Source organism: Clostridium chromiireducens (assembly GCF_003575225.1).
In the GTDB taxonomy this organism is placed as follows: Bacteria; Bacillota; Clostridia; order Clostridiales; family Clostridiaceae; genus Clostridium; species Clostridium chromiireducens.
Map to the genome: position 1 here is coordinate 1 of NZ_QXDJ01000010.1, position 21,899 is coordinate 21,899.

Here is a 21,899-nt window from a genome sequence, read left to right on the forward strand (position 1 = left end):
TAAAATCTTTCAAAATACTTGACATATTATATTTTAATAAGTATAATATTTTTGTAATATCTGGTGATGATGGCATAGAGGTAACACTCCTTCCCATTCCGAACAGGAAAGTTAAGGTCTATTACGCTGATGGTACTGCATGGGTGACTGTGTGGGAGAGTAGGAAGTTGCCAGGTAAATACAAAAGGGATCTTTAGCTCAGTTGGTTAGAGCAACCGGCTCATAACCGGTAGGTCTAGGGTTCGAGTCCCTGAAGGTCCACCATGGGGGTATAGCTCAGTTGGGAGAGCACCTGCCTTGCACGCAGGGGGTCAAGAGTTCGAATCTCTTTATCTCCACCAAAAAAAGTTATGAAGAAATTCATAACTTTTTTTTTATAGTTAAATAAATAGTTTACATTTTATAAGTATATTTTTAATTGGAATTATGATAAATAATTAGATTTTATATTATAATATATATTAATGAATAGTTAAGAACTAGAAAGTAAAACATTACAGCGTAAATTTGTATAATAGGGAAGTATTATAATAAACTATGAATACTAATCTAATATAAATGTTAATAAGGGGTCATGATATGCAATGATTTACAGAATTAAGCAATTCCATTGGGCAATACAATCTGTATTTCAAAATACAGATTGTGAGATACCAAATAAGTACCTCAGCAAATCTGAATTAAGTTTATTTATGAAAGTTACTAAGTCAGAGAGAAATCATTCAATAAGGGTATGCAAAGCTGCTTTGGAGTATATCAGGGATGAAAATATATTGGATATAGATAAATGTATAATGTGCAAATGTGCATTATTGCATGATATAGGAAAATCTAAGGCAAGATTAAATATATTTTATAAAAGTATTATTATTATTATAAATAAAATTACATATGGTAATTTTCTAAAATACACTCAAAGTCAAAGAATTAATAATTATTATAATCATCCTCAAATTGGAGCAGATTTATTGAAGAATATAAACGAAGATAATATAGATATAATAAATTGCATCAGATATCATCACGATGACAATAATGCAAAGGATAATACATATTTAAAGATATTAAAGAGGTGTGATAATTTAAATTAGAATATAGGAGGAAGTTATGAATTCTATTGAGAGAAGAGAATGCATAGTTAGGTTATTGTCAGATAGTAATGAACCACTAAAAGGTAGTGTCATAGCCAAAAAATATTGCGTTACAAGGCAAGTTATTGTAAGAGACATAGCTATTCTTAGGGCAAAAGGAAAAAATATAATAGCTACTCCAGATGGATATATAATCAATGCTAATGAACATAAAATTAAAGCTATTATTGCTGTAATTCATACTGAAGAAGAAATGTTTAATGAATTAGGCATAGTGATTAAATACGGGGGAACAATTGAAGATGTTATAGTAGAACATCCATTGTATGGAGAAATAAAAGGTATGCTTATGATTAAAAATTATAATGAATTAAATAAGTTTATTCAGAAGTATCAGGAGCAGCGAGCCAAATTATTATCTGCACTAACTAATGGAGTTCATCTACATACCATTTCAGCAGAAAGCCAGGAAGATATTGATTTAATTATAGGTGAACTTAAAAAAAATAACTTTATAGTTTCAGATTTGGAGGATTAATAATGGATTATGATGTATTGATTTTAGGTGGTGGAATTATTGGATGTGCTGTTGCGTATGAACTATCAAAATATAACATAAATATAGCTCTAATTGAAAAGGATTATGATGTAGCTAATGACATATCCTTTACTAACGCAGCAATTACTTACGATGGATCAGAAGCAAAAGATGAATATATGGCTAATCTAGAAAGCATGGGAACTAGATTGATTAAGGAACACTGCCAAAAATTTAACATAAAGTATGACAAGATTGGTTCACTAAGAATTTCACAAAATGATTCCAATTACAATACAATCGAGTATATGTATAAAAACTCTAAAAAGAGAGGGATAGACGGCATACGCATATTGAATGCAGATGAAATATATGAGATAGAACCTAATTTAAAAATGAAGGTAACTAAAGCCCTATACTCTGAGAATACTGCAGTAATATCTCCTTATAATTTAGTAGTATCTTACGCAGAAGTCGCATCTGATAATGGGGTTAACTTTAGACTAGAAGAGGAAGTTATTGATATTAAGAATATTTCAAAAGGTTTTAAAGTAACTACAAATAAAAATAAGTTTACTTGTAAATTTGTTATAAATACAATACCGAATGAAAATTTTAATGATAAGTGTTGTGGTACAATGTCTAATAGAAAAAATAATAAAATGAAATATATATTATTAAACGACAAGTTAGAAAATAGTAAAAGTACTATTATTATAAATGATATAAATAAAGAGACATTTGTCATGAGTATTCCAACATCATCGAGAAGAAATTTAATTGGAATAAAAAGTGATGATTATTTAGGGCTAGAGAGCGAATTAGAGTTATCAAAAAGTATTTTGGAATATATAAAGAAAGAACTCATAGCTAATATATTTACAGAAACATATAATGAAAATAGTATCATTATAGATGATAGTAGTCTCAATGATGGGTATATAAAGGTTATAGGAAATCATTATGCTAAAGTGACAATCGCACCTGCTATCGCAAAGGATATTGAAGAAAAACTTAAAATAAGCATGAACATGACTGAGAAGAGAGATTATATAGATAAAAAAAGAGAAATATATGTATTCAGAAATATGTCAAATGAACAAAGAAATAAGATAATTGCATTAGATAAACGATATGGTAATATTATTTGTAGTTGCAATAATGTTTCGGAGGGAGAAATTATTGATTCTATAAGAAGACCTTTGGGTGCAAGAACAGTTGAAGGGGTGAAAAGACGCACGGGCATAGGTCTTGGCAATTGTAATGGTGCATCCTGTAATATGAAGATTATAAAGATATTAGCAAGAGAAATGAATAAAAGTGTTTTAAGCATAGTGGATGATTCTATGGATTCTAGAATTTTAGTAGGAAGAATTAAGGAATTTAATGAAATCTAGACAGGAGGAATTAATGGTGGATGATAGAGATATATTTACAAGTCTAGTTAGAATAAAAGGAAATCAAAATTATAAGGTTGTTTCGGTTAAAAGTACAAAGCCTATCGAAAAAAGATTGTGGAGAGAATTCTCTAAAGTTCTTAGTAGAATTTATGCCAGTGCTCCTATTAATATTGGAGATGTTATTTGCAGAAATATAATGAATACAGGCGTAGATATAATATGCACAAAAAAAATAGATTAATAATTTATAGAATTAATATAAGTTTTGCAGGTGACCTAAAATATAATATGTATTACTAAGTGGAGACATTAATAAATTATAAATAAAAAATATAAAAATTAGTTGACATAATTATAATTCACTGATATAATCATATTTGTTGTTAGACGTGGAAAGATGGTCGAGTTGGTTTAAGGCACCGGTCTTGAAAACCGGCGTGCGTGTGAGCGTACCTAGGGTTCGAATCCCTATCTTTCCGCCATTTTTTTGTCTAAAAAAGTATTTTAGAGGGCACATGGAGGATTACTCAAGTGGCTGAAGAGGCGCCCCTGCTAAGGGCGTAGGTCGGGTAACTGGCGCCCGGGTTCAAATCCCGGATCCTCCGCCAAAACATCTAATATTTTATTAGATGTTTTTTTTTATTTAAAGATATATTCATAATAAATTGTAGGAGATTTTAATCTATTATGAATTGGAATTTATAATAGATTATAGGGCATTATAAATTATATATGTTAAAATTAAAAATATTATAATAAAAATGTTGACAGTTATCATATTGCTTGATATAATAATTTTTGTGAGTTACGGAAAGATGGTCGAGTTGGTTTAAGGCACCGGTCTTGAAAACCGGCGTGCGTGTGAGCGTACCTAGGGTTCGAATCCCTATCTTTCCGCCATATATTTTTTAATTTAAATATAGAGGGCACATGGAGGATTACTCAAGTGGCTGAAGAGGCGCCCCTGCTAAGGGCGTAGGTCGGGTAACTGGCGCCCGGGTTCAAATCCCGGATCCTCCGCCAAAAACATCTAACGTTTTGTTAGGTGTTTTTTTGTTTTAAATAAATTTACTTTATTAGAATTGTGTGCTCATAGTTTGCTGAGATAAATATTGATTTAAGTTTTGAAATTAAAACATTATAATTAATGATAAGCATAGATATATAAATACTTAATTTACTTAAGAAGGTGAATTATGATTAAGGGTAAGAAAATATATTTAAGAGATGTAGAAAGAAAGGATATTATTATTTTATATAGGTTATTTAATGAAAATATTGTAAAAAGGTATAGTATTATTCCTAATGATATCCATAGCAATGATGAAGGTGATAACTTAAGAAAAGCATTGAGTATATTAAATGATAAAGATATTTTAATTGGTTTTATAACTTACAAGGAGAGTAACTGCCATATAGGGGTATACTCTATTGGAATAACAATTGGAAGCAGCTATTGGGGGCATAAATATGGTGAAGATGCTATAAAAACTTTACTAGCGTATCTATTTATGAAATTAAATGCTATACGGGTTGAGCTAGAAGTTATAAGCACTAATTTAAGAGCTATAAATTGTTATAAAAAGTGTGGACTTATTGAAGAAGTCATAAAGAGAAATAATGTTTATATAGATGGAGAATATTTAGACACCATAATTATGGGTATACTTAGAGAAGAACTGATTTATATTTAAGATGTAAGGGTGTGAAGATACAATGAGTATAAGATTTATTTACGGAAGAGCTGGAGCAGGAAAAAGTAAATTTTGCATTGATGAAATAAAAAGTCATATAAATGATAATGCTTTAGGGAATAAATTAATTTTATTGGTTCCAGAACAATACACATTTACTACTGAAAATAAAATATTAAAGTTTATTGGAGAACATGCTTTTTTGAGATCAGAGGTGCTTAGCTTTAAAAAGATGGCTCATGAAGTTTTTGATGAATATGGTGGGCGTGTTAAAGAAATAATTAAAGAATCTGGTAGAAATATGCTTATTCATAAAGTATTAAATGAGAATTTAGATTCTTTAGAGTATTTTAAAAAAATATCTAGAGAACAGGGTTTCAATGAAATTGTATCAGAGATAATTTCAGAGTTTAAAAAGTATAGTGTTGATATTGATAACTTGAAAAAAATTGATGAAAAGACAGGCGATCCTGAGTTAATTAAAAAAATTAGAGAATTAACAGTAATTTATGAAGCATTTAATTCCAAAATGCATGAGAATTATATTGATGGAGATGATGAGTTAACTTTATTAAGTAAAAAAATATTAGAAACTAACGCTTATGAAGGCTCAGAAATATGGATAGATGAATTTACTAGTTTCACACCTCAACAAATGGAAATAATAAGATTATTGGCTAAGAGGTGTAATAGAGTAAATATAACTCTTTGTATGGATAGAAAATCTACAGAGAATGGGAATGAAGATGTAACTGATATCTTTAATATAATAAAGAATACAGAAAACAAATTATTAAAATTAATGAAAGATAATAATATAGCATATGATAAGCCAGTTTATCTAAATAACAATGAGCCATATAGATTTAAAGATAATGAGGAACTTAGGCATATAGAAAAGTACTTTTTTACTTATCCATTTAATGAATATAGGAAGGATTGTAGAGGAGTATCATTATATAAGGCAAATAATATTTATGATGAAATTGAGAATATAGCTAAAAGTATAACAAGACTTGTAAGAGATGATGGATACAGATATAGAGATATATCTGTAGTTTGTAGAAATATAGATGACTATGAGAAAATAACATCAGTAATATTTAAGGATTATGATATTCCTTATTTTCTTGACAAGAAGATTCAATTACTAAGTAATCCACTAGTTATACTTATAAGTTCTGCATTTGAAATATTATCCAAGAATTGGTCATACGAAAGCGTATTTAAATATTTAAAAAGTGGATTAACGGGAGTAATTAATTCATATATTGATGTTTTAGAAAACTTTGTTTTAGAGCATGGAATAAGGGGATATAAGTGGACAGTAGAAGAGATAATCAGAGAAAGTTGGTTTAATGATAATGATGAATTAACTGATGAAAAGATATTGATATCTGAAATCATGGAAGAAATCAGGAGGCCGCTAATAAATTTTCATAATAAAATAAATGGAAAATATAAAGTTAGAGATATATGCACAGCTATTTATGAATTTTTGCTTGAGATTAAAGCTTTTGAAAGAATAGAAGAGTGGATTGATAACTTTGAAAAATTAGGGTTAGAAGATAAGGTAAAAGAGTATAGCCAAGTTGAGAGTATAGTTATAGATATATTGGATCAAGCAGTTGATGTAATTGGAGAAGAAACGCTAGATTACTTTGAGTTCTTTAAGATATTAAATTCAGGATTTACTAATGAGGAAATAGGAGTAATACCTGTAGCCTTAGATCAAGTTAATATAGGTGATATTGCAAGAATTAAGGGTAGAGATGTAAAGATTCTTTATATAGTAGGAATTAATGATGGAGTGCTACCTGCATCTAAGAAGGATGAAGGAATTATATCTGATAGGGATAGGGAGATACTAAATGATATAGGTATAATCTTAGCCACAACAACTAGAAATAAAGTATTTGAGGAGCAATACCTCTTATACATAGCTTTAACAATAAGTAGTGAATATTTAATGTTGTCATATCCAATGTCTGATTTTGAAGGAAAATCATTAAGACCATCTATAGTAATACCTAGAATAAAAAAAATACTTCCTAAGTTAGTAGAAGAAAGTTCAATTTATAATTTAGAAGATCAAAGAAATCCTTTTAGTAAGGTTATTGCACCAATAGCAACGTTTAATGAACTTATACTTGCTGTAAGAAGAGATTTTGACAAAGAGGATATAGAGCCATACTGGCCACAAGTATATAACTGGTTTAAAGAAAATGAGCAATTTAAGAAAAAGGTTCAAAGTATATTTAAAGGACTTACATATTCAAATGTAGGGGATAAAGTTGCAAAGAATAAACTTAGAAAATTATATCAAAATGATATGGGAAATTTAGTCTTTAGCGTTTCAAGATTAGAGAATTATGCTGAATGTCCATTTTCATATTTTATACAATATGGTTTAAAAGCAAAAAATAGAAAAGTATATGAGTTCACTCCACCAGACTTAGGTTCATTTGTACACGAAATGTTAGATTCATTTACGAAGAGAGTTAAAGAAGAGGGAATACTATGGTCTGAACTAAATAATGAAAGATGTAAAGAAATGATATCTAATATCATTGATAAAAAGTTAAATGAACAAAGTAATTCAATTTTGAATAGTTCTAAGAAGTTTAAGTATCTAGCTCAAAGATTTAAGAGAGTAATCTCTAAATCTGTTTCAGTTATTGCAAATCAAATAGGAAAAGGTGAATTTGAAGTTTTTAAAACAGAATTTAATTTTGGAAGCTATAGTTCAGGAGAAGCTATAACACTAGATTTAGAAAACAATGAAAAAGTGTATCTTCAAGGAAGAATTGATAGAATAGATACACTGGATTTAGATGGAGAAACATATATTAGGATTATAGACTATAAGACTGGTACTAATAAGTTTGATTTGAATGAACTTTATAATGGATTACAGATGCAATTATTAGTATATTTAGATGCACTAATTAAAAATTCTAAATATATATTGGAGCGTCAAGCAAAGCCGGGAGCTATACTATATTTTAAAATAGATGATCCAATAATAAAGAGTAAGAAGGAAATGACTACAGAAGAGGTTCAGGAAGAAGTTCTAGATGCTTTAAAGATGAAAGGGCTAATTTTAAAGGATGCTAGGGTTGTTAAGGCTATGGATAGAGATATTGAAGGCTATTCATTAATTATACCGGCTGCATTTAAGAATGATGGGGATTTCAAGTCAAATAGTGATGTAGTTACGGAAGAAGAATTTATATTACTTAGAGAATATGTTAATAAGAAGATGGTGGAAATTTGCGAAGAGATGTTAAGTGGTGAAATTAAAATACAACCAACTAAAAATGCTAACAGAACTCGTTGCGAGTATTGTGATTTTTCAGCAATTTGTCAATTTGATACATCTATACAGGATAACAAGTATAAAGTTATTGCTAAGAAATCTCAGAATGATATTTGGAATAGTATAAGAAAAGAAATTTATAATGTAGATGATATAAATGATTCTAATAAACTAATTAAAGAGACCAATGAGGAAGCTTAGAAGATTATTGATAAAACTCAAAAGAGACTTTGATTAGTGATAGGAGAGATTAATTTATGGGAAAGACACAATGGACTGATGAACAATTAAAAGCAATAGAAACAAGGAATTGCAATTTATTAGTAGCAGCAGCAGCTGGTTCAGGTAAAACTGCAGTGCTTGTAGAACGGATTATTAAAATAATTACAAATGAAGAGAATCCGGTTGATATAGATAGATTATTAGTTGTTACATTTACTAATGCAGCAGCAGCTGAGATGAGAGAGAGAATAGCCACAGCAATATCAAAGGAATTAGATAAAAATCCGAATTCTAGAAATCTCCAAAAGCAATTAACACTACTAAATAGAGCTAATATTACAACGATGCATTCATTTTGTTTAGATGTAATTAAAAATAATTTTCATAGAATTGATCTTGATCCATCATTTAGAATTGGAGATCAAACAGAAGGCATACTTATTAAGTCAGAAGTTATAGATGAACTTTTTGAAGACAAATATAATGATGACGATTTAGAATTTACAGATTTAGTTGAAGCGTTTAGCAGTTACAAGAATGATGATAATCTAAAAGAGTTAGTTTTAGATTTATTTAATTTCACTATGTCAGGTCCATGGCCTGAAAAATGGCTTAATGATAGTACTGAAGCTTTCAATATTAAATCTATAGAAGAATTAAATAGAACTAAATGGGTTAAAGTGTTAGCTGATAATGTTAGAATTGAGATTGAAGGTTATATAAAGATGATGGAGAAGGCCATTGAAATAATTAATGAAACAGATGGCTTAGAACCATACATAGATAATTATACTAGCGAATTAATGTGTATAAAAAGGATCTATGAATCAACTAGCAATGGTTTAGAAGAAATTTATAAAGCATTGTTAGCAGTAGAATTTAATAGGCTTAAATCTATTAAAAAAGATAAAGTTTCAGATGAAAATGCTCAAAACATTGTTAGAAAAATTAGAGATGATATTAAAAAGAAAATATCTGAGTTGGTGAATAATACATTCTCAGTGACACCGCAGCAAATGTTAAGTAATATACAAGGAGCATATCCCCATATGAGAAAATTAACAAATATTGTTTTGGAGTTTGGGGATAGATTCAGTAAAAAGAAAAGAGATAGAAATATTTTGGATTTTAATGATTTAGAGCATTTGTGCTTAAAAATACTAATTGAAAATGATGAAAATTGTAATATTATACCTTCTAATATTGCTAAAAACTTTAGAGAATATTTTGATGAAGTTTTAGTAGATGAGTATCAAGACTCTAATAATGTTCAAGAAACAATAATAAATTTAGTATCTAGAAAAGAAAGTAATAATCCTAATGTATTTATGGTTGGAGATGTAAAACAAAGTATATATAGATTTAGACAAGCAAAACCAGAACTGTTTATTGAAAAATATAATACATATAAATTAGACGAAGGTAACAGTAGAAAGATTCAGCTATATAAGAATTTCAGAAGCAGAAAAGAGATTATTGATGGTGTAAATTATATATTTAAAGAATTAATGTCTAAGACAGTTGGTGAATTAGAATATTCTAATGATGAGGCTTTAAATTTGGGGGCAAATTATAGGGAATCAGAAGATGAGGATATAATACTTGGTGGCGCTATTGAGCTTAATATAATAGATAAAAACTATGAAGAATCAGCTGAAGAAGTTGTTGAAGAACAAGAAGAAATAAATAATGTAATTATGGAAGGAAGAATCGTTGCTAGGAAAATTAAAGAATTAATGTCGTCAAAGGATGGAAAAACATTTAAGGTTTTAGATAAGGAAATAGGCGAATATAGACCAGTAATGTACAAAGATATAGTAATTCTCCTTAGGGCAACGAAAAATTGGGCTGAAAGTATTTTAGATGAATTAGGGGAAGAAGGAATTCCGGTATATTCAGATACAGGAACAGGATATTTTGAATCAATTGAAATTAGAACAATAATTTCTCTTTTAAAAGTTATAGATAACCCTATGCAAGATGTTCCAATGTTAGCCTTAATGAGATCACCAATTGCAGGTTTTTCAGCAGAAGAAATAAGTGATGTCAGGCTTGTTAATAAAGATAAATATTTTTATGAGAATATAAAATATATAAGTGAAGAAGCTCATGATAATAGAGAGGAAATTTATTCTAAGGAATTAATCGACAAATGCAAGTATTTAATTGAGCGTATTGAAATTTGGAGAAACAAGTCAATTTATATGGCAATTGATGAATTTATATGGCATTTATATATGGATACTGCTTATTATGGATATGTTGGAGCAATGCCTAATGGGGTATTCAGACAGGCCAATTTAAAAATACTTTTCCAAAGAGCTAAACAATTTGAAAAAACAAGTTTTAAAGGATTATTTAATTTTATTAATTTCATAAATAAGCTTACAAAGTCGTCAGGTGATATGGGAAGTGCCAAAATGTTAGGGGAGAATGAAGATGTAGTAAGAATTATGAGCATCCATAAAAGTAAGGGATTAGAATTTCCGGTTGTATTCTTATGTGGAATGGGAAAGAGTTTTAATCTAATGGATTTAAATAAGAATATGGTATATCATGATGAATTAGGACTTGGACCAGATTTTGTAGATATAGAAAAGCGATTTAGTATTGGAACTTTGGCTAAAGAATCAATAAAAAAGAAAATGAAACTTGAAACACTATCAGAAGAAATGAGAATACTTTACGTTGCATGCACTCGAGCGAAAGAAAAGCTGATTATGACAGGAACAGTCACTAATGTTGAAAAATCAGTAGAAAGATGGTTGAGCTCAGCATCATTGGAGCATGATTATATACTACCTTCTGAAGTATTAAAATGTAGATCGTATTTAGATTGGGTCGGAATGACGTTATGCCATCATAGTGATGGAACAGTAATTAGAGATATTGCTGGAGGTTCTAATGAAATATCAAAAGATGATGAATCAAAATGGAAAATTAATTTATGGAATAAAGGTCATTTAATTAATAAATTGGAGTTAGAAAGTATTGAAGAGGAAAAGTATGAGACTACAATAACTAATACTAACTCATTAAATGATTCAGTTTCATATGAGATAAATAGAAGGCTATCATACGAATATCCTTTAAAGGCGTCAACTACTCTTAAAAGTAACATTTCTGTTTCAGACTTAAAGCGAAGGAATTCTGAAGAAAATAATAATACTCAAGAAATTTATAGAGAAAAAGTAGTAACAACCCCTAAGTTTCTTCAAGAGAAGAGAGGATTGACACCATCAGAGAAGGGGACGGCAGTTCACTTTGTAATGAAAAAGCTAGATCTTAATAGAGTATCATCTATAAATGAAATAGAAGTACAATTGCTGGAATTATATGAAGGCGAATTCATACTTAATGAAGAGTTAAAGGCTATTAATCCATATAAGATATTAAATTTTTTCGAATCTGATTTAGGAAGAAAAATTATTGAATTAAATATGAACGGCGGAATAATTTATAGAGAAGTTCCATTTTATACTGAAATAAGTAGTTTACAAATAGATAAAACATTAGAACAAGATAAATATAAGGATGAGAAAGTTAGATTACAAGGAATAATTGATTGCTTTTTTGAATATGATGGAGATATTATATTATTGGATTATAAAACTGATTATGTAAAAAAGGGCGATGAGAATAATTTAAAAGAAAAATATAAAAAACAATTAGAATATTACAGTCATGCTGTATTTAAAATGACAGGCAAAAGTGTTAAGTATAAATATTTATATTCATTTTCTCTAGAGAAAGAAGTCCTATTATAATTGATGCAAAAGTGACAATTTAATAAATTAAGAGCAAGATAGTAGTAATGAGTTTACAATCTTGCTCTTTTATTTAATACAATATATTATTTTATTATTACTTTGCTTCCTTTAGGAATATTAGTATAGATCCATTTAGCATCGTCCAAAGAAAGTCTAATACATCCATGAGAAGATGGTTTATTCATAGTATAGTCCAAGACCGTTGTTTTATCCTTAGCAAAAGGGACAGAGTGGAATAAGATATCGCCTGTAATTTGGGACCAGTACTTTCCGCCCTGCTCATATTTGTCTGAAAAGAACCAATCACCTTTTTCTTTAATTGAAAAAGAGCCAGAAGGAGTATCCTCACCATTTACACCAGTAGAGCATAGGAAAGTTTTAATTAATTGCCATTTATCTGCTTTTCCTTTATAGACATAGGTCTTCTGTTCTTTTAGATTTACATTAACAAAATATGATGTGATGCTTTCAATATTTAATGTATTAATATTTTTAGGTGATATTGAGTTTGTTAATGCACGAGATGAAGCTTCGGCAATAGCAGAATTTTTATCTAGGTAATCTTGTTGTTTTTCTTTTATATCTATTATTTTTTCTTTTACATCAGAATCATTGCCCAAAATATTGTTATTATCTGAAATCTTAGATAGAGCTTCACTGTAATAATCACTGCTCACTAAATTATCACAATCTGCAAATAAGGATTCCTTGAATTTACTCTTAGCATCATTTAAATATATCAATGAATCAATATAATTTAAATCTAGAGCAGAAACTTTATTAAAGTAAGGGATAGATTCAGCATATTGTCTATTATTAAAATGGTCTATAGCAGTATTATAATTATTAGTTGATTCTTTAATTAAATCTATTGAATCGGAAATGCTATGTAATTTATTATTATCTATAATATTGTATCGTTGAATCTCTTTTACCTGTATCAATGCATTCTCAGAAGATATTTTTTGGTTATTAATATCTTCAGTTAGACTATTTAATTTATAACTAAAGTATTTAGAAATATCATTATCCATCATAAATACTTTAAATGGATTAAACTTTTGTTGAGTTAATAAGATGTTATTTGCTTGAGAAAATTTATAATTATCAAAGCTTGTTTTAAAAGAGTCAATAAATTTATTGTACTTATAGAAACCATAAAAGGTACTAAAGCAAATAAATATAAATAATAATATGCGTATGATTATTTTAGCTTTCCTCTTCTTGTTTACTTTATTATAAGGAATTCTATTTATATTCAAAGAAATGCCTCCTAATTTAATACTTATTAATCGAATAACGTTTAAAAAATGTGCATATAATCATTTGGTTTTTTATACACATTAAATAATAGTAGTCCTTTTTATCTATAATATTGACAAGAAACACAAAAAATAAACCTTAAGGTTTTAACTAAATTTAATATATGTTAATATAGTGAATAGAGTTTATAAAACTAAAGAGTATTAATTCGGAGGGTAAGATGGACCATAGAACTAATTTTTTAAAAAAAGTTATAACTTCTATATATGACATAAAAGTTTTTTCTAAATATGCTAAGGAAGGATTTTTTAGATCAATTTCGTATGCAATGCTGCTTACATTAATCTTGGCAATAATAAGAAGTGCTTTTGCGGTATATAGAAATAATAATTTTGAATTAAATTTTTTTACATCTACTATTATTACCAATTTTGGTATGAGTTTTCTTAACTTGTTATTTGACTGCTTAATTGTATCTGTTGTATCCTCTCTTTTTGCAATATTCATGCGGATGGTAGTTAAACATATAGCTTTATATTCATTGACTTTATATGCGGCCACATTACCACTGATGGTTCAAATTATATTAGAAATATTTAATCCCAATATGAGTTTTGATACAATGTTTATAGTTGGGACGCTAACTTATGTTATATTAATATTAAAGTATATAAAAGATGAAATAATAAAGAAATTAACTTAAAAACTACTATAAATTAATTAAAGAGTGGCTAAAGGATATTATATAGATGCTGAAATAAATAGAATATATATTCAATGAAGGAAAAATTAATTTATTGAATATATATTCTATTTATTTTTTAGTGTCCAATTAATCAAGTTTCATTTTGAATCTAAATCTATTATCTAACAACTGGATATACTGTATAACAAGGAGTTGTTATATGGAAAATAATATGATATTATATATTAAGGGTATATGGTAAAAAAAGTAAAAAAAATTACAAAAGGGGATTAAGAAATGGTTGAGGTCGATATTTTAAAAGATGGTGGAATAAGTGAAGAGAATACACTAAATAAAGCTGAGCTTATTAAATTATCAAAAGAAGATTTGATTAATATACTTATTAATATATCAGAGTGTAAAAAGATTCAAGAAGATTTTATTTTAAATATTTCTCATGATTTAAGATCACCACTAAATGTAATATTAAGTATATTGCAGTGTTATAAAGATGAATATAAAAATAATAAAAAAGGAGATCAATGCCAAGATCATATAGAGATTATAAAAAGAAATTCTTATAAGATATTAAAACTTATAAATAATCTTATTGATACTACAAAACTAGAAAAAAAGTATTATAACATGAAGAAAGAAAATTTAGATATAATCAATTTAATAGAGTGGAATATATCATCTATAGATAAGTATGCTAAACAAAAGGATATATCTTTAGTTTTTGATACAAATGTTGAAGAATGTATTATGGCAATTGATCCTGAAGCAATAGACAGAATAATAATGAATTTAATATCTAATGCCATAAAGTTCTCGCCTGAGGGCAGCAGTATATATATAAACACATGGAAGAGTATTAATCAGCTAACAATTTCAATTAAAGACGAAGGAATTGGAATACCTAAAGAAGAACAAAGTAATATTTTTAATAGATTTGTTCAATCTTCTAGAAATAAAAAGAGTGAACATTCTGGTAGTGGAATAGGTTTAGATTTGGTTAGATATCTGACAAAGGCTCATAATGGAAGTATAGAACTTAAAAGTGAAATGAACAAGGGTTGTGAGTTTATTATTAAGTTACCAATAGAGAAGCTAGAAGAAAATGAAATTGTGAAAAATAAATGTTTAAATTCTAAGAGCAAAGTAGAAATACTTGAAGTGGAATTTTCAGATATTTATCTATAAATTACTTAGAAAATTATGAAGGTATAGTAAGTTATCTAACATATTCTATTTTTAGATAACTTATTATATAATTTATCTAAACTATAATTAGGAAATCAAATAAATTTATTATAATAAGTTATTATAAACTTGATTATTGTAGTAGCTTGTGATAATATAGTTCTGTTGTTAAAAATAAGTATGGAGCGTTAGTTAAACGGATATAACTTACCGCTACGGACGGTACATTAAGGGTTCGATTCCTTTACGCTCTGCCATTTATATAAAAAAATGTCTTAACTTAATTAAGTTAAGACATTTTTTTATATAATTTTAGTGCCTATGTTTTCACCGAATAAAACTTTGCATTCAAAGCCTAATTTAGATTGTTCTAAAATATCGCTATCAATTTTGATAGAATCTTTCTCAAAAAATAATATTGTAGTTGAACCTCCAAATTTGAAATATCCTTTTTCATCGCCTTTATTTACTTTAACATTAGGCGAATAAGATTGAATTATTGAGCCAACACAAGTAGCACCAACTTCTACATGCAATACATCTTTAAAATTATCTGACTTAAACAATGACCATTCTCGTTTATTCTCACAAAAAAGCTTAGGGACAGCCTTAAGTGCTATTGGATTTACTGAGTAATAATGTCCTTTAATATGGTGACTTTCATATGGAATACCAGAATCTATAAAGTGAAACCTGTGATAATCTGTTGGACACAGTCTTAAAATAACACATACACCATTACTGTATTTACTAGCAATAGATTCATCATCAATTAATTCTTTTAGACTATAAGTTAATCCTTTGATTTGAACTATATTATCAAGATCAATGTTTTCATATGCAGTAAGTCTTCCATCTCCAGGTGAAATCAATATATCTTTGTTTTTATTTATTGGTCTAGCTTCAGAATGCAGTTCCCGAGTAAAAAAATCATTAAAGGAATTAAATTCATTAATCTTTTTCTTTGATAAAGTCATATCGATATTAAAGCTTTCTATAAATGATGGAATTTTACTTGCACTTAGTTTTGTATCACAGTATGTTCCATACAATTTAGAAAATAGCTTCTTTTTTGCGATAAGTTCAGTAACGTTTTTGCCAATTGGGGATTCATATGTCCATTCAATATACTTTTTCCCCGCTATAAGCTCTTCTTCATAAGATTTTGTTTTTCTATTATAAACTTGAATCATAAATACAATTGTCAAAACTTTATAGAATATTGTAGGCAAAAGCCAGATAAACTTATAATGTTACAGTTATGACAAGTATCCTCCATTTCTTATTTAATTTTATAATTTTTATAGATCCTATTTATATTATTAGCCATAATAGGAATTAATATAAATTTAGATTAATATAAAATATGCATTAATAAATAATGTGTAACATACATAATTTATTTTAACTCTTAATACTAATTTTATCACATATAATAAGAAATTCAAAAGAGATATAAATGAATGAGATTTTAAATCTTGTTGACGAGAGAGTTATAGAGTTATGGCCTACTATTGAACTTGATGGTATAATATTAGTTGCATGTTATTGTAAGATTATATAGGGGAAACGAGGAAAAGTATTATGAACAAGACAAAAAAATTAATATTTCAATCAGCAATAAAAATATTTTCGGAATCAGGATATAGAGGAGCTACAATGGATGAAATAGCTTTAAATGCAGGTCTCGCTAAGGGAACATTGTATTATCATTTCAAAAGTAAAGAAGAAATATTTAATTTTATTGTTGAGGAAGGACTTCAGATATTAGAAAATCAAGTTGTTGAAGTTCAAAATACGAGTATAGATCCAATTGAAAAATTAATAAGGATATGTAGAATACAATTAACTTTTCTTTATGGATATACAGATTTCTTCAAGATAGTAATGAGTCAGTTATGGGGAACTGAAAGAAGGCAAAATGAATTAAGACAAAAAATAAGAAAATATATATATGAAATTGAAATTAACATAAAAATTGCTATGGAAAATGGGTTGATTGAAAAAGGGGATATTGAGCTTATGGCATTTGAGTTTTTTGGTTCATTATGCTCATCTGCAATATATGAGTCTATTCGTATTGAAAAGATAGACTTAGAGAACATTATAGAAAGCACAATAAAGTTTACATTAAATGGTTTAGGGATAAATTATAAAGAAGTAAATTATAATGATAAATAATATCTAAAATAGTTAAGAATTAAGAACCATATAACTTTGTTAATATATTAACTCTAGAATTGTGAGAAAACATGTATTTTTAGTTGTAAAATTTGGTTAAATAAATAATATTATCAATAAAAGTTATTAATTAATATTTAATTCTTCATTATGATTGTGTTAAAATAGTATTCGGTGGCCTAGAGAATAGGCTATTTATTAACTAAAATAGAACACTAAGATGGAGGATTCTTTTTTATGATAAATATAGTAATAGATGGTAAGATTATAAAAATAGAAGATGAAAAAACAACTGTTTTAAAGGCAGCATTAGATAATGGAATAGATATACCTACATTATGTTATTTAAACGATTGCGGAAATGTAGGAAAATGTGGCGTATGTGCTGTAGAAGTTGAAGGAAAGAATAATTTATCTTTAGCTTGCATAACTAAAGTTGAAGATGGAATGATTATAAAAACAAACTCAGAAAAAGTTCAAGAAAGAATAAAGTCAAGAGTGAGTACATTGCTAGATAAACATGAATTTAAATGTGGACCTTGTAATAGAAGAGAAAATTGTGAGTTTCTAAAACTGGTTATTAAAACGAAAGCGAAGGCTAATACGCCTTTTGTTGTTACTGATAAACTAGAATATATTGATGAAAGAAGTAAATCAATTGTTATAGATAGAAGTAAATGTGTTCTATGCGGAAGATGTGTTGCTGCCTGCAAAGAAAAGACAGGAACTGAAATGATTAAAATTGTAGGCAAAGGTGCGGAGAGAAAAGTCTCGTCTATAGGAAATGAGTGTTTTGATGATACTAACTGCTTATTATGTGGTCAATGTGTTGTTGCGTGTCCAGTTGCGGCTTTATCTGAAAAATCGCATATGGATAGAGTAAAGGAAGCACTAGAGGATCAAAATAAACATGTAATAGTTGCAATGGCTCCATCAATTAGAACTTCTATGGGAGAGCTATTTAAATTAGGGTACGGGGTAGATGTTACAGGAAAACTATATACATCATTAAGAATGTTAGGTTTTGATAAGGTCTTTGATATCAACTTTGGAGCCGATATGACAATAATGGAAGAGGCAACAGAATTTATTGAAAGAATAAAGAATAATGGCCCATTCCCTATGTTTACATCATGTTGTCCGTCATGGGTAAGACTTCTTGAAAATTACTACCCAGAATTTTTAGAGAATCTGTCATCAGCAAAATCACCTCAACAAATATTTGGTGCAGCAAGTAAAACATATTATCCAGAAATAGAAGGATTAAACCCTAAGGATGTATTTACTGTAACTGTAATGCCTTGTACCTCAAAGAAATTTGAGGCAGATAGAAAAGAAATGGCTAATGATGGAATAAGAAATATAGATGCTGTTATTACCACAAGAGAACTAGCGAAAATGATTAAGGATGCAAAGATTAACTTTGCTAGTTTAGAAGATGGCGAAGCAGACTTAGCTATGGGAGAATATACTGGAGCTGGTGTTATATTTGGAACTACGGGTGGAGTTATGGAGGCGGCTCTTAGAACTGCTAAAGATTTCATAGAGGATAAAGATTTAACAAATGTAGAATATTCACAAGTCAGAGGATTTGAAGGAATTAAAGAAGCTACAGTGCAAATTGGTGGAGAAAATTATAATGTAGCTGTAATAAACGGTTCTTCTAATTTATTTGAATTTATGAAGAGTGGAAAAGTAATTGGAAAACAATATCACTTTATTGAAGTAATGTCTTGCCCAGGAGGATGCATTAATGGTGGAGGACAACCTCACGTAAATGCAAAGGACAGGGAAAATATAGATGTAAGAGCTTTAAGAGCATCTGTACTATATAATCAAGATAAAAATTTAGAAAAGAGAAAATCCCATAAGAATTCAGCATTATTGAAAATGTATCATGAATATATGGGAGCACCAGGACAAGGCAAAGCTCATAAGTTACTACACATAAAATATGATAAATAACGCAGTTAATGGGGGATAATATTAAAATGAGATTTCTAGCAAGTGATTTAGATGGAACATTATTTAGGGATAATAAGATTAGTGAAAAAGATTTGAGAGCATTAAGAAGACTGAAAGAATTAGGTAATAAGGTTATAGTTTCAACTGGAAGAAGTTTTAAGGGAGTTAACGATATTTTAAGAGAATATCCTTTTGAATATGATTATTTAGTTATGTGTAATGGTGCATTAATAGCTGATAGTAATAATAAAATAATCCATGAAAAAGTAATTCCTAATAAAATTCAAAATAAGATAATTGAAAGCTTTTATAATTGGGACGATTCACTTATTTACTATGATGATGGAAGTGCTACATATATGATTCAAAATGATAATGTAGATACATCTAAGGTTGATGCTGATTTTTTCAATCATTTTTCTGATAGAGTAAATTTAGATATGGCATTAAGCAATACAGCAGACTCACAAATTATGAGTATTTTTAATGTATCTCAATCAATATCTATGTCTGAATTGGTGAAAGAAAAATTATTAGTGGATTATAGTGAATATATAGAAGTATTTAGAAATCAGTTTTTTGTAGATATAGTTCCTAAAAATTGTTCAAAAGGAATTGCTATAGAGATGATATTAGAAAATGAGAATATGACAACTGATAATTTATATACAGTTGGTGATTCTTTAAATGATGTATCAATGTTCAAAATCACAAATAATAGCTATACATTTAATAATGTAGAAGAGATAGTTAAGCATCATGCAAATAATTTCGTTGATTATGTGTATGAAGTTATAGGGGACATGCTAGAGTAGCTTTTAAGTGGTTATTAATAAAACACAATAAAAAGTTTAAGCATAATAGAAAATGCCTAAATAAAAGGTTATTAAATCTTTTATTTAGGCATTTTAAATAATAAATTTATTATTTATTAGAATTAGAAAATTCTAAGTATTCATCAAATGTCATAGTTCTATCAACTATAGAACCATCATCTTTTATGTCGATAATTCTATTTGCTATAGTTTGAACGAATTGGTGGTCGTGAGAAGCAAATAATATGTTACTATTATAATCTCTTAAACCATTATTTACAGCTGTAATTGATTCAAGATCAAGGTGATTAGTTGGTTGATCTAGCATTAATACATTAGCGTTAGATAGCATCATTTTAGACAACATACATCTAACCTTTTCTCCTCCTGATAATACACTAGCCTCTTTTAAGGCTTCCTCACCTGAGAATAGCATTCTACCTAAGAAACCTCTAATATAGCTTTCGGATTTTTCTTCAGAATATTGTCTAAGCCAATCTACTAATGAAAGATTGCAGCCATCAAAGAATGCAGAATTATCAGTTGGGAAGTAAGCGTTAGTTATAGTTATTCCCCATTTAAATTCTCCACTATCTGGTTCCATTTCTCCAGCTAAGATTTTAAATAATGTAGTTACAGCTATTTCATTTCCAATAAGAGCAATTTTATCACCTTTATTAACCATGAAATTTATATTATCTAATAATTTAACACCATCAACAGTTTTAGATAAATCTTTAACCATTAATATATCATTACCAACTTCTCTTTCAGGTTTAAACCCTACAAAAGGATATTTTCTACTTGAAGGTTGAATATCATCTAAGGTGATTTTATCTAATAACTTTTTACGAGAAGTAGCTTGCTTAGATTTAGATGCATTAGCACTGAATCTTGCAATAAAGTCTTGTAAATCTTTAATTTTTTCTTCTTTCTTCTTGTTTTGATCTTTTGATAATTGAAGAGCTAATTGACTTGATTCATACCAGAAGTCATAGTTACCAACATAAATTTTAATTTTCCCAAAATCAACATCAGCCATTTGAGTACAAACTGCATTTAAGAAATGTCTATCATGTGATACTACTATAACAGTTCCATCAAAGTTTCCTAAGAAGTCTTCTAACCAGTTTACAGCTTTTAAATCTAAGCCGTTAGTAGGTTCGTCTAGAATTAAGATTCCAGGATTTCCGAATAGAGCCTGAGCTAAAAGAACTTTAACCTTCTCTCCACCAGTTAATTCCGATACATTTTTAAAATGCATTTCTGTTCCTATTCCTAATCCCTGTAGAACTGAAGAAGCTTCAGATTCGGCTTCCCAACCATTAAGTTCAGCAAATTCTCCTTCTAATTCAGATGCTTTAATTCCATCTTCATCAGAAAAATCAGGTTTAGCATATATCTCATCTTTTTCCTTCATTATTTGATATAGTCTTTCATTACCCATTATCACAGTTTCCAAAACTTGAAAATCGTCATATTTATAATGTTCTTGTTTTAAAACAGACATTCTTAAATTAGGAGCAATTGTAACTTCTCCAGTATTAGGTTCTATTTCACCTGATAATATTTTTAAGAATGTACTCTTTCCAGCTCCATTAGCACCAATAACTCCATAACAATTTCCAGGAGTAAATTTAAGGTTGACATCTTCAAAAAGTTTACGTCCACCAAATCTCAGACTAACATTTGATACGTTTATCAATATATTTCGACCTCATTTCTTATTATTGTAATTACTATAAAAATCTAC

General features: G+C 28.3%; 15 protein-coding genes, 7 tRNA genes and 1 rRNA gene. 20 read left to right on the top strand and 3 right to left on the bottom strand.

All coding sequences use genetic code 11. From position 1 onward, the window contains the following. The first annotated feature begins 59 nt into the window (after positions 1-59). The 14 genes from rrf (at position 60) to addA (ending at position 12,031) form a co-directional block, all read left to right on the top strand. Positions 60-176 (top strand): 5S ribosomal RNA (gene rrf / locus D2A34_RS24940). An 11-nt stretch (positions 177-187) separates the two neighbouring features. Then, positions 188-264: transfer RNA gene (locus D2A34_RS24945), tRNA-Ile, on the top strand. A gap of 1 nt (position 265) precedes the next feature. Next, positions 266-341, top strand: a tRNA-Ala gene (locus D2A34_RS24950). 243 nt (positions 342-584) lie between these two features. Then, positions 585-1,091: an HD domain-containing protein gene (locus D2A34_RS24955; RefSeq protein ID WP_119368233.1), complete on the top strand. Its 507-nt coding sequence runs from the start codon at positions 585-587 to the stop codon at positions 1,089-1,091. Positions 1,092-1,107: 16 nt separating this feature from the next. After that, a complete protein-coding gene (locus tag D2A34_RS24960) occupies positions 1,108-1,629 on the top strand; it encodes a transcription repressor NadR (protein WP_119368234.1) in 522 nt (173 codons plus the stop codon). A gap of 2 nt (positions 1,630-1,631) precedes the next feature. Next, the gene (locus D2A34_RS24965; RefSeq protein WP_119368235.1) at positions 1,632-3,026 is read left to right on the top strand and encodes an NAD(P)/FAD-dependent oxidoreductase; all 1,395 of its coding nucleotides are present in this window, start codon (positions 1,632-1,634) and stop codon (positions 3,024-3,026) included. Positions 3,027-3,042: 16 nt separating this feature from the next. Continuing rightward, positions 3,043-3,270, top strand: a complete 228-nt coding sequence (locus tag D2A34_RS24970; protein ID WP_119368260.1) for a DUF1667 domain-containing protein — start codon at positions 3,043-3,045, stop codon at positions 3,268-3,270. A gap of 150 nt (positions 3,271-3,420) precedes the next feature. Continuing rightward, positions 3,421-3,511, top strand: a tRNA-Ser gene (locus tag D2A34_RS24975). A gap of 35 nt (positions 3,512-3,546) precedes the next feature. Continuing rightward, a tRNA-Ser gene (locus tag D2A34_RS24980) sits at positions 3,547-3,637 on the top strand. 201 nt (positions 3,638-3,838) lie between these two features. Continuing rightward, a tRNA-Ser gene (locus tag D2A34_RS24985) sits at positions 3,839-3,929 on the top strand. 32 nt (positions 3,930-3,961) lie between these two features. Further along, positions 3,962-4,052 (top strand) — tRNA-Ser (locus D2A34_RS24990). 173 nt (positions 4,053-4,225) lie between these two features. Further along, positions 4,226-4,723 carry a GNAT family N-acetyltransferase gene (locus tag D2A34_RS24995; protein WP_119368236.1) on the top strand — a complete coding sequence of 166 codons (498 nt, stop codon included), beginning with the start codon at positions 4,226-4,228 and terminating at the stop codon, positions 4,721-4,723. A 22-nt stretch (positions 4,724-4,745) separates the two neighbouring features. Further along, a complete protein-coding gene (gene addB / locus D2A34_RS25000) occupies positions 4,746-8,243 on the top strand; it encodes a helicase-exonuclease AddAB subunit AddB (RefSeq protein ID WP_119368237.1) in 3,498 nt (1,165 codons plus the stop codon). Positions 8,244-8,299: 56 nt separating this feature from the next. Then, positions 8,300-12,031, top strand: coding sequence for a helicase-exonuclease AddAB subunit AddA (gene addA / locus D2A34_RS25005; RefSeq protein ID WP_119368238.1), 3,732 nt, complete (start codon positions 8,300-8,302; stop codon positions 12,029-12,031). Between the two features lie 86 nt (positions 12,032-12,117). Here the strand turns inward: addA and D2A34_RS25010 are convergent, their stop codons facing one another. Beyond that, complete coding sequence (locus D2A34_RS25010; RefSeq protein WP_079441905.1) at positions 12,118-13,296, bottom strand: L,D-transpeptidase; 1,179 nt, start codon at positions 13,294-13,296, stop codon at positions 12,118-12,120. A 221-nt stretch (positions 13,297-13,517) separates the two neighbouring features. Between D2A34_RS25010 and D2A34_RS25015 the strand changes: the two genes are divergently transcribed. From D2A34_RS25015 to D2A34_RS25025, 3 genes are all read left to right on the top strand, one after another. Further along, a complete protein-coding gene (locus D2A34_RS25015; RefSeq protein WP_079441906.1) occupies positions 13,518-14,000 on the top strand; it encodes a DUF1189 family protein in 483 nt (160 codons plus the stop codon). A gap of 279 nt (positions 14,001-14,279) precedes the next feature. Continuing rightward, on the top strand, positions 14,280-15,185 hold the full coding sequence (locus D2A34_RS25020; protein ID WP_119368239.1) for a sensor histidine kinase: 906 nt from the start codon (positions 14,280-14,282) through the stop codon (positions 15,183-15,185). A gap of 182 nt (positions 15,186-15,367) precedes the next feature. After that, positions 15,368-15,442 (top strand) — tRNA-Arg (locus D2A34_RS25025). 45 nt (positions 15,443-15,487) lie between these two features. Here the strand turns inward: D2A34_RS25025 and D2A34_RS25030 are convergent. After that, positions 15,488-16,378, bottom strand: a complete 891-nt coding sequence (locus tag D2A34_RS25030) for a phosphatidylserine decarboxylase (protein ID WP_079441908.1) — start codon at positions 16,376-16,378, stop codon at positions 15,488-15,490. 391 nt (positions 16,379-16,769) lie between these two features. Between D2A34_RS25030 and D2A34_RS25035 the strand changes: the two genes are divergently transcribed. The 3 genes from D2A34_RS25035 (at position 16,770) to D2A34_RS25045 (ending at position 20,146) form a co-directional block, all read left to right on the top strand. Continuing rightward, positions 16,770-17,366, top strand: coding sequence for a TetR/AcrR family transcriptional regulator (locus D2A34_RS25035; protein WP_119368240.1), 597 nt, complete (start codon positions 16,770-16,772; stop codon positions 17,364-17,366). Positions 17,367-17,603: 237 nt separating this feature from the next. Beyond that, complete coding sequence (locus D2A34_RS25040; protein WP_079442212.1) at positions 17,604-19,331, top strand: ferredoxin hydrogenase; 1,728 nt, start codon at positions 17,604-17,606, stop codon at positions 19,329-19,331. Between the two features lie 26 nt (positions 19,332-19,357). Beyond that, positions 19,358-20,146 carry a Cof-type HAD-IIB family hydrolase gene (locus D2A34_RS25045; RefSeq protein WP_079442213.1) on the top strand — a complete coding sequence of 263 codons (789 nt, stop codon included), beginning with the start codon at positions 19,358-19,360 and terminating at the stop codon, positions 20,144-20,146. 109 nt (positions 20,147-20,255) lie between these two features. Here D2A34_RS25045 and D2A34_RS25050 read toward each other — a convergent pair whose 3' ends face one another. Continuing rightward, positions 20,256-21,851, bottom strand: coding sequence for an ABC-F family ATP-binding cassette domain-containing protein (locus D2A34_RS25050; protein ID WP_079442214.1), 1,596 nt, complete (start codon positions 21,849-21,851; stop codon positions 20,256-20,258). Positions 21,852-21,899 lie beyond the last annotated feature (48 nt).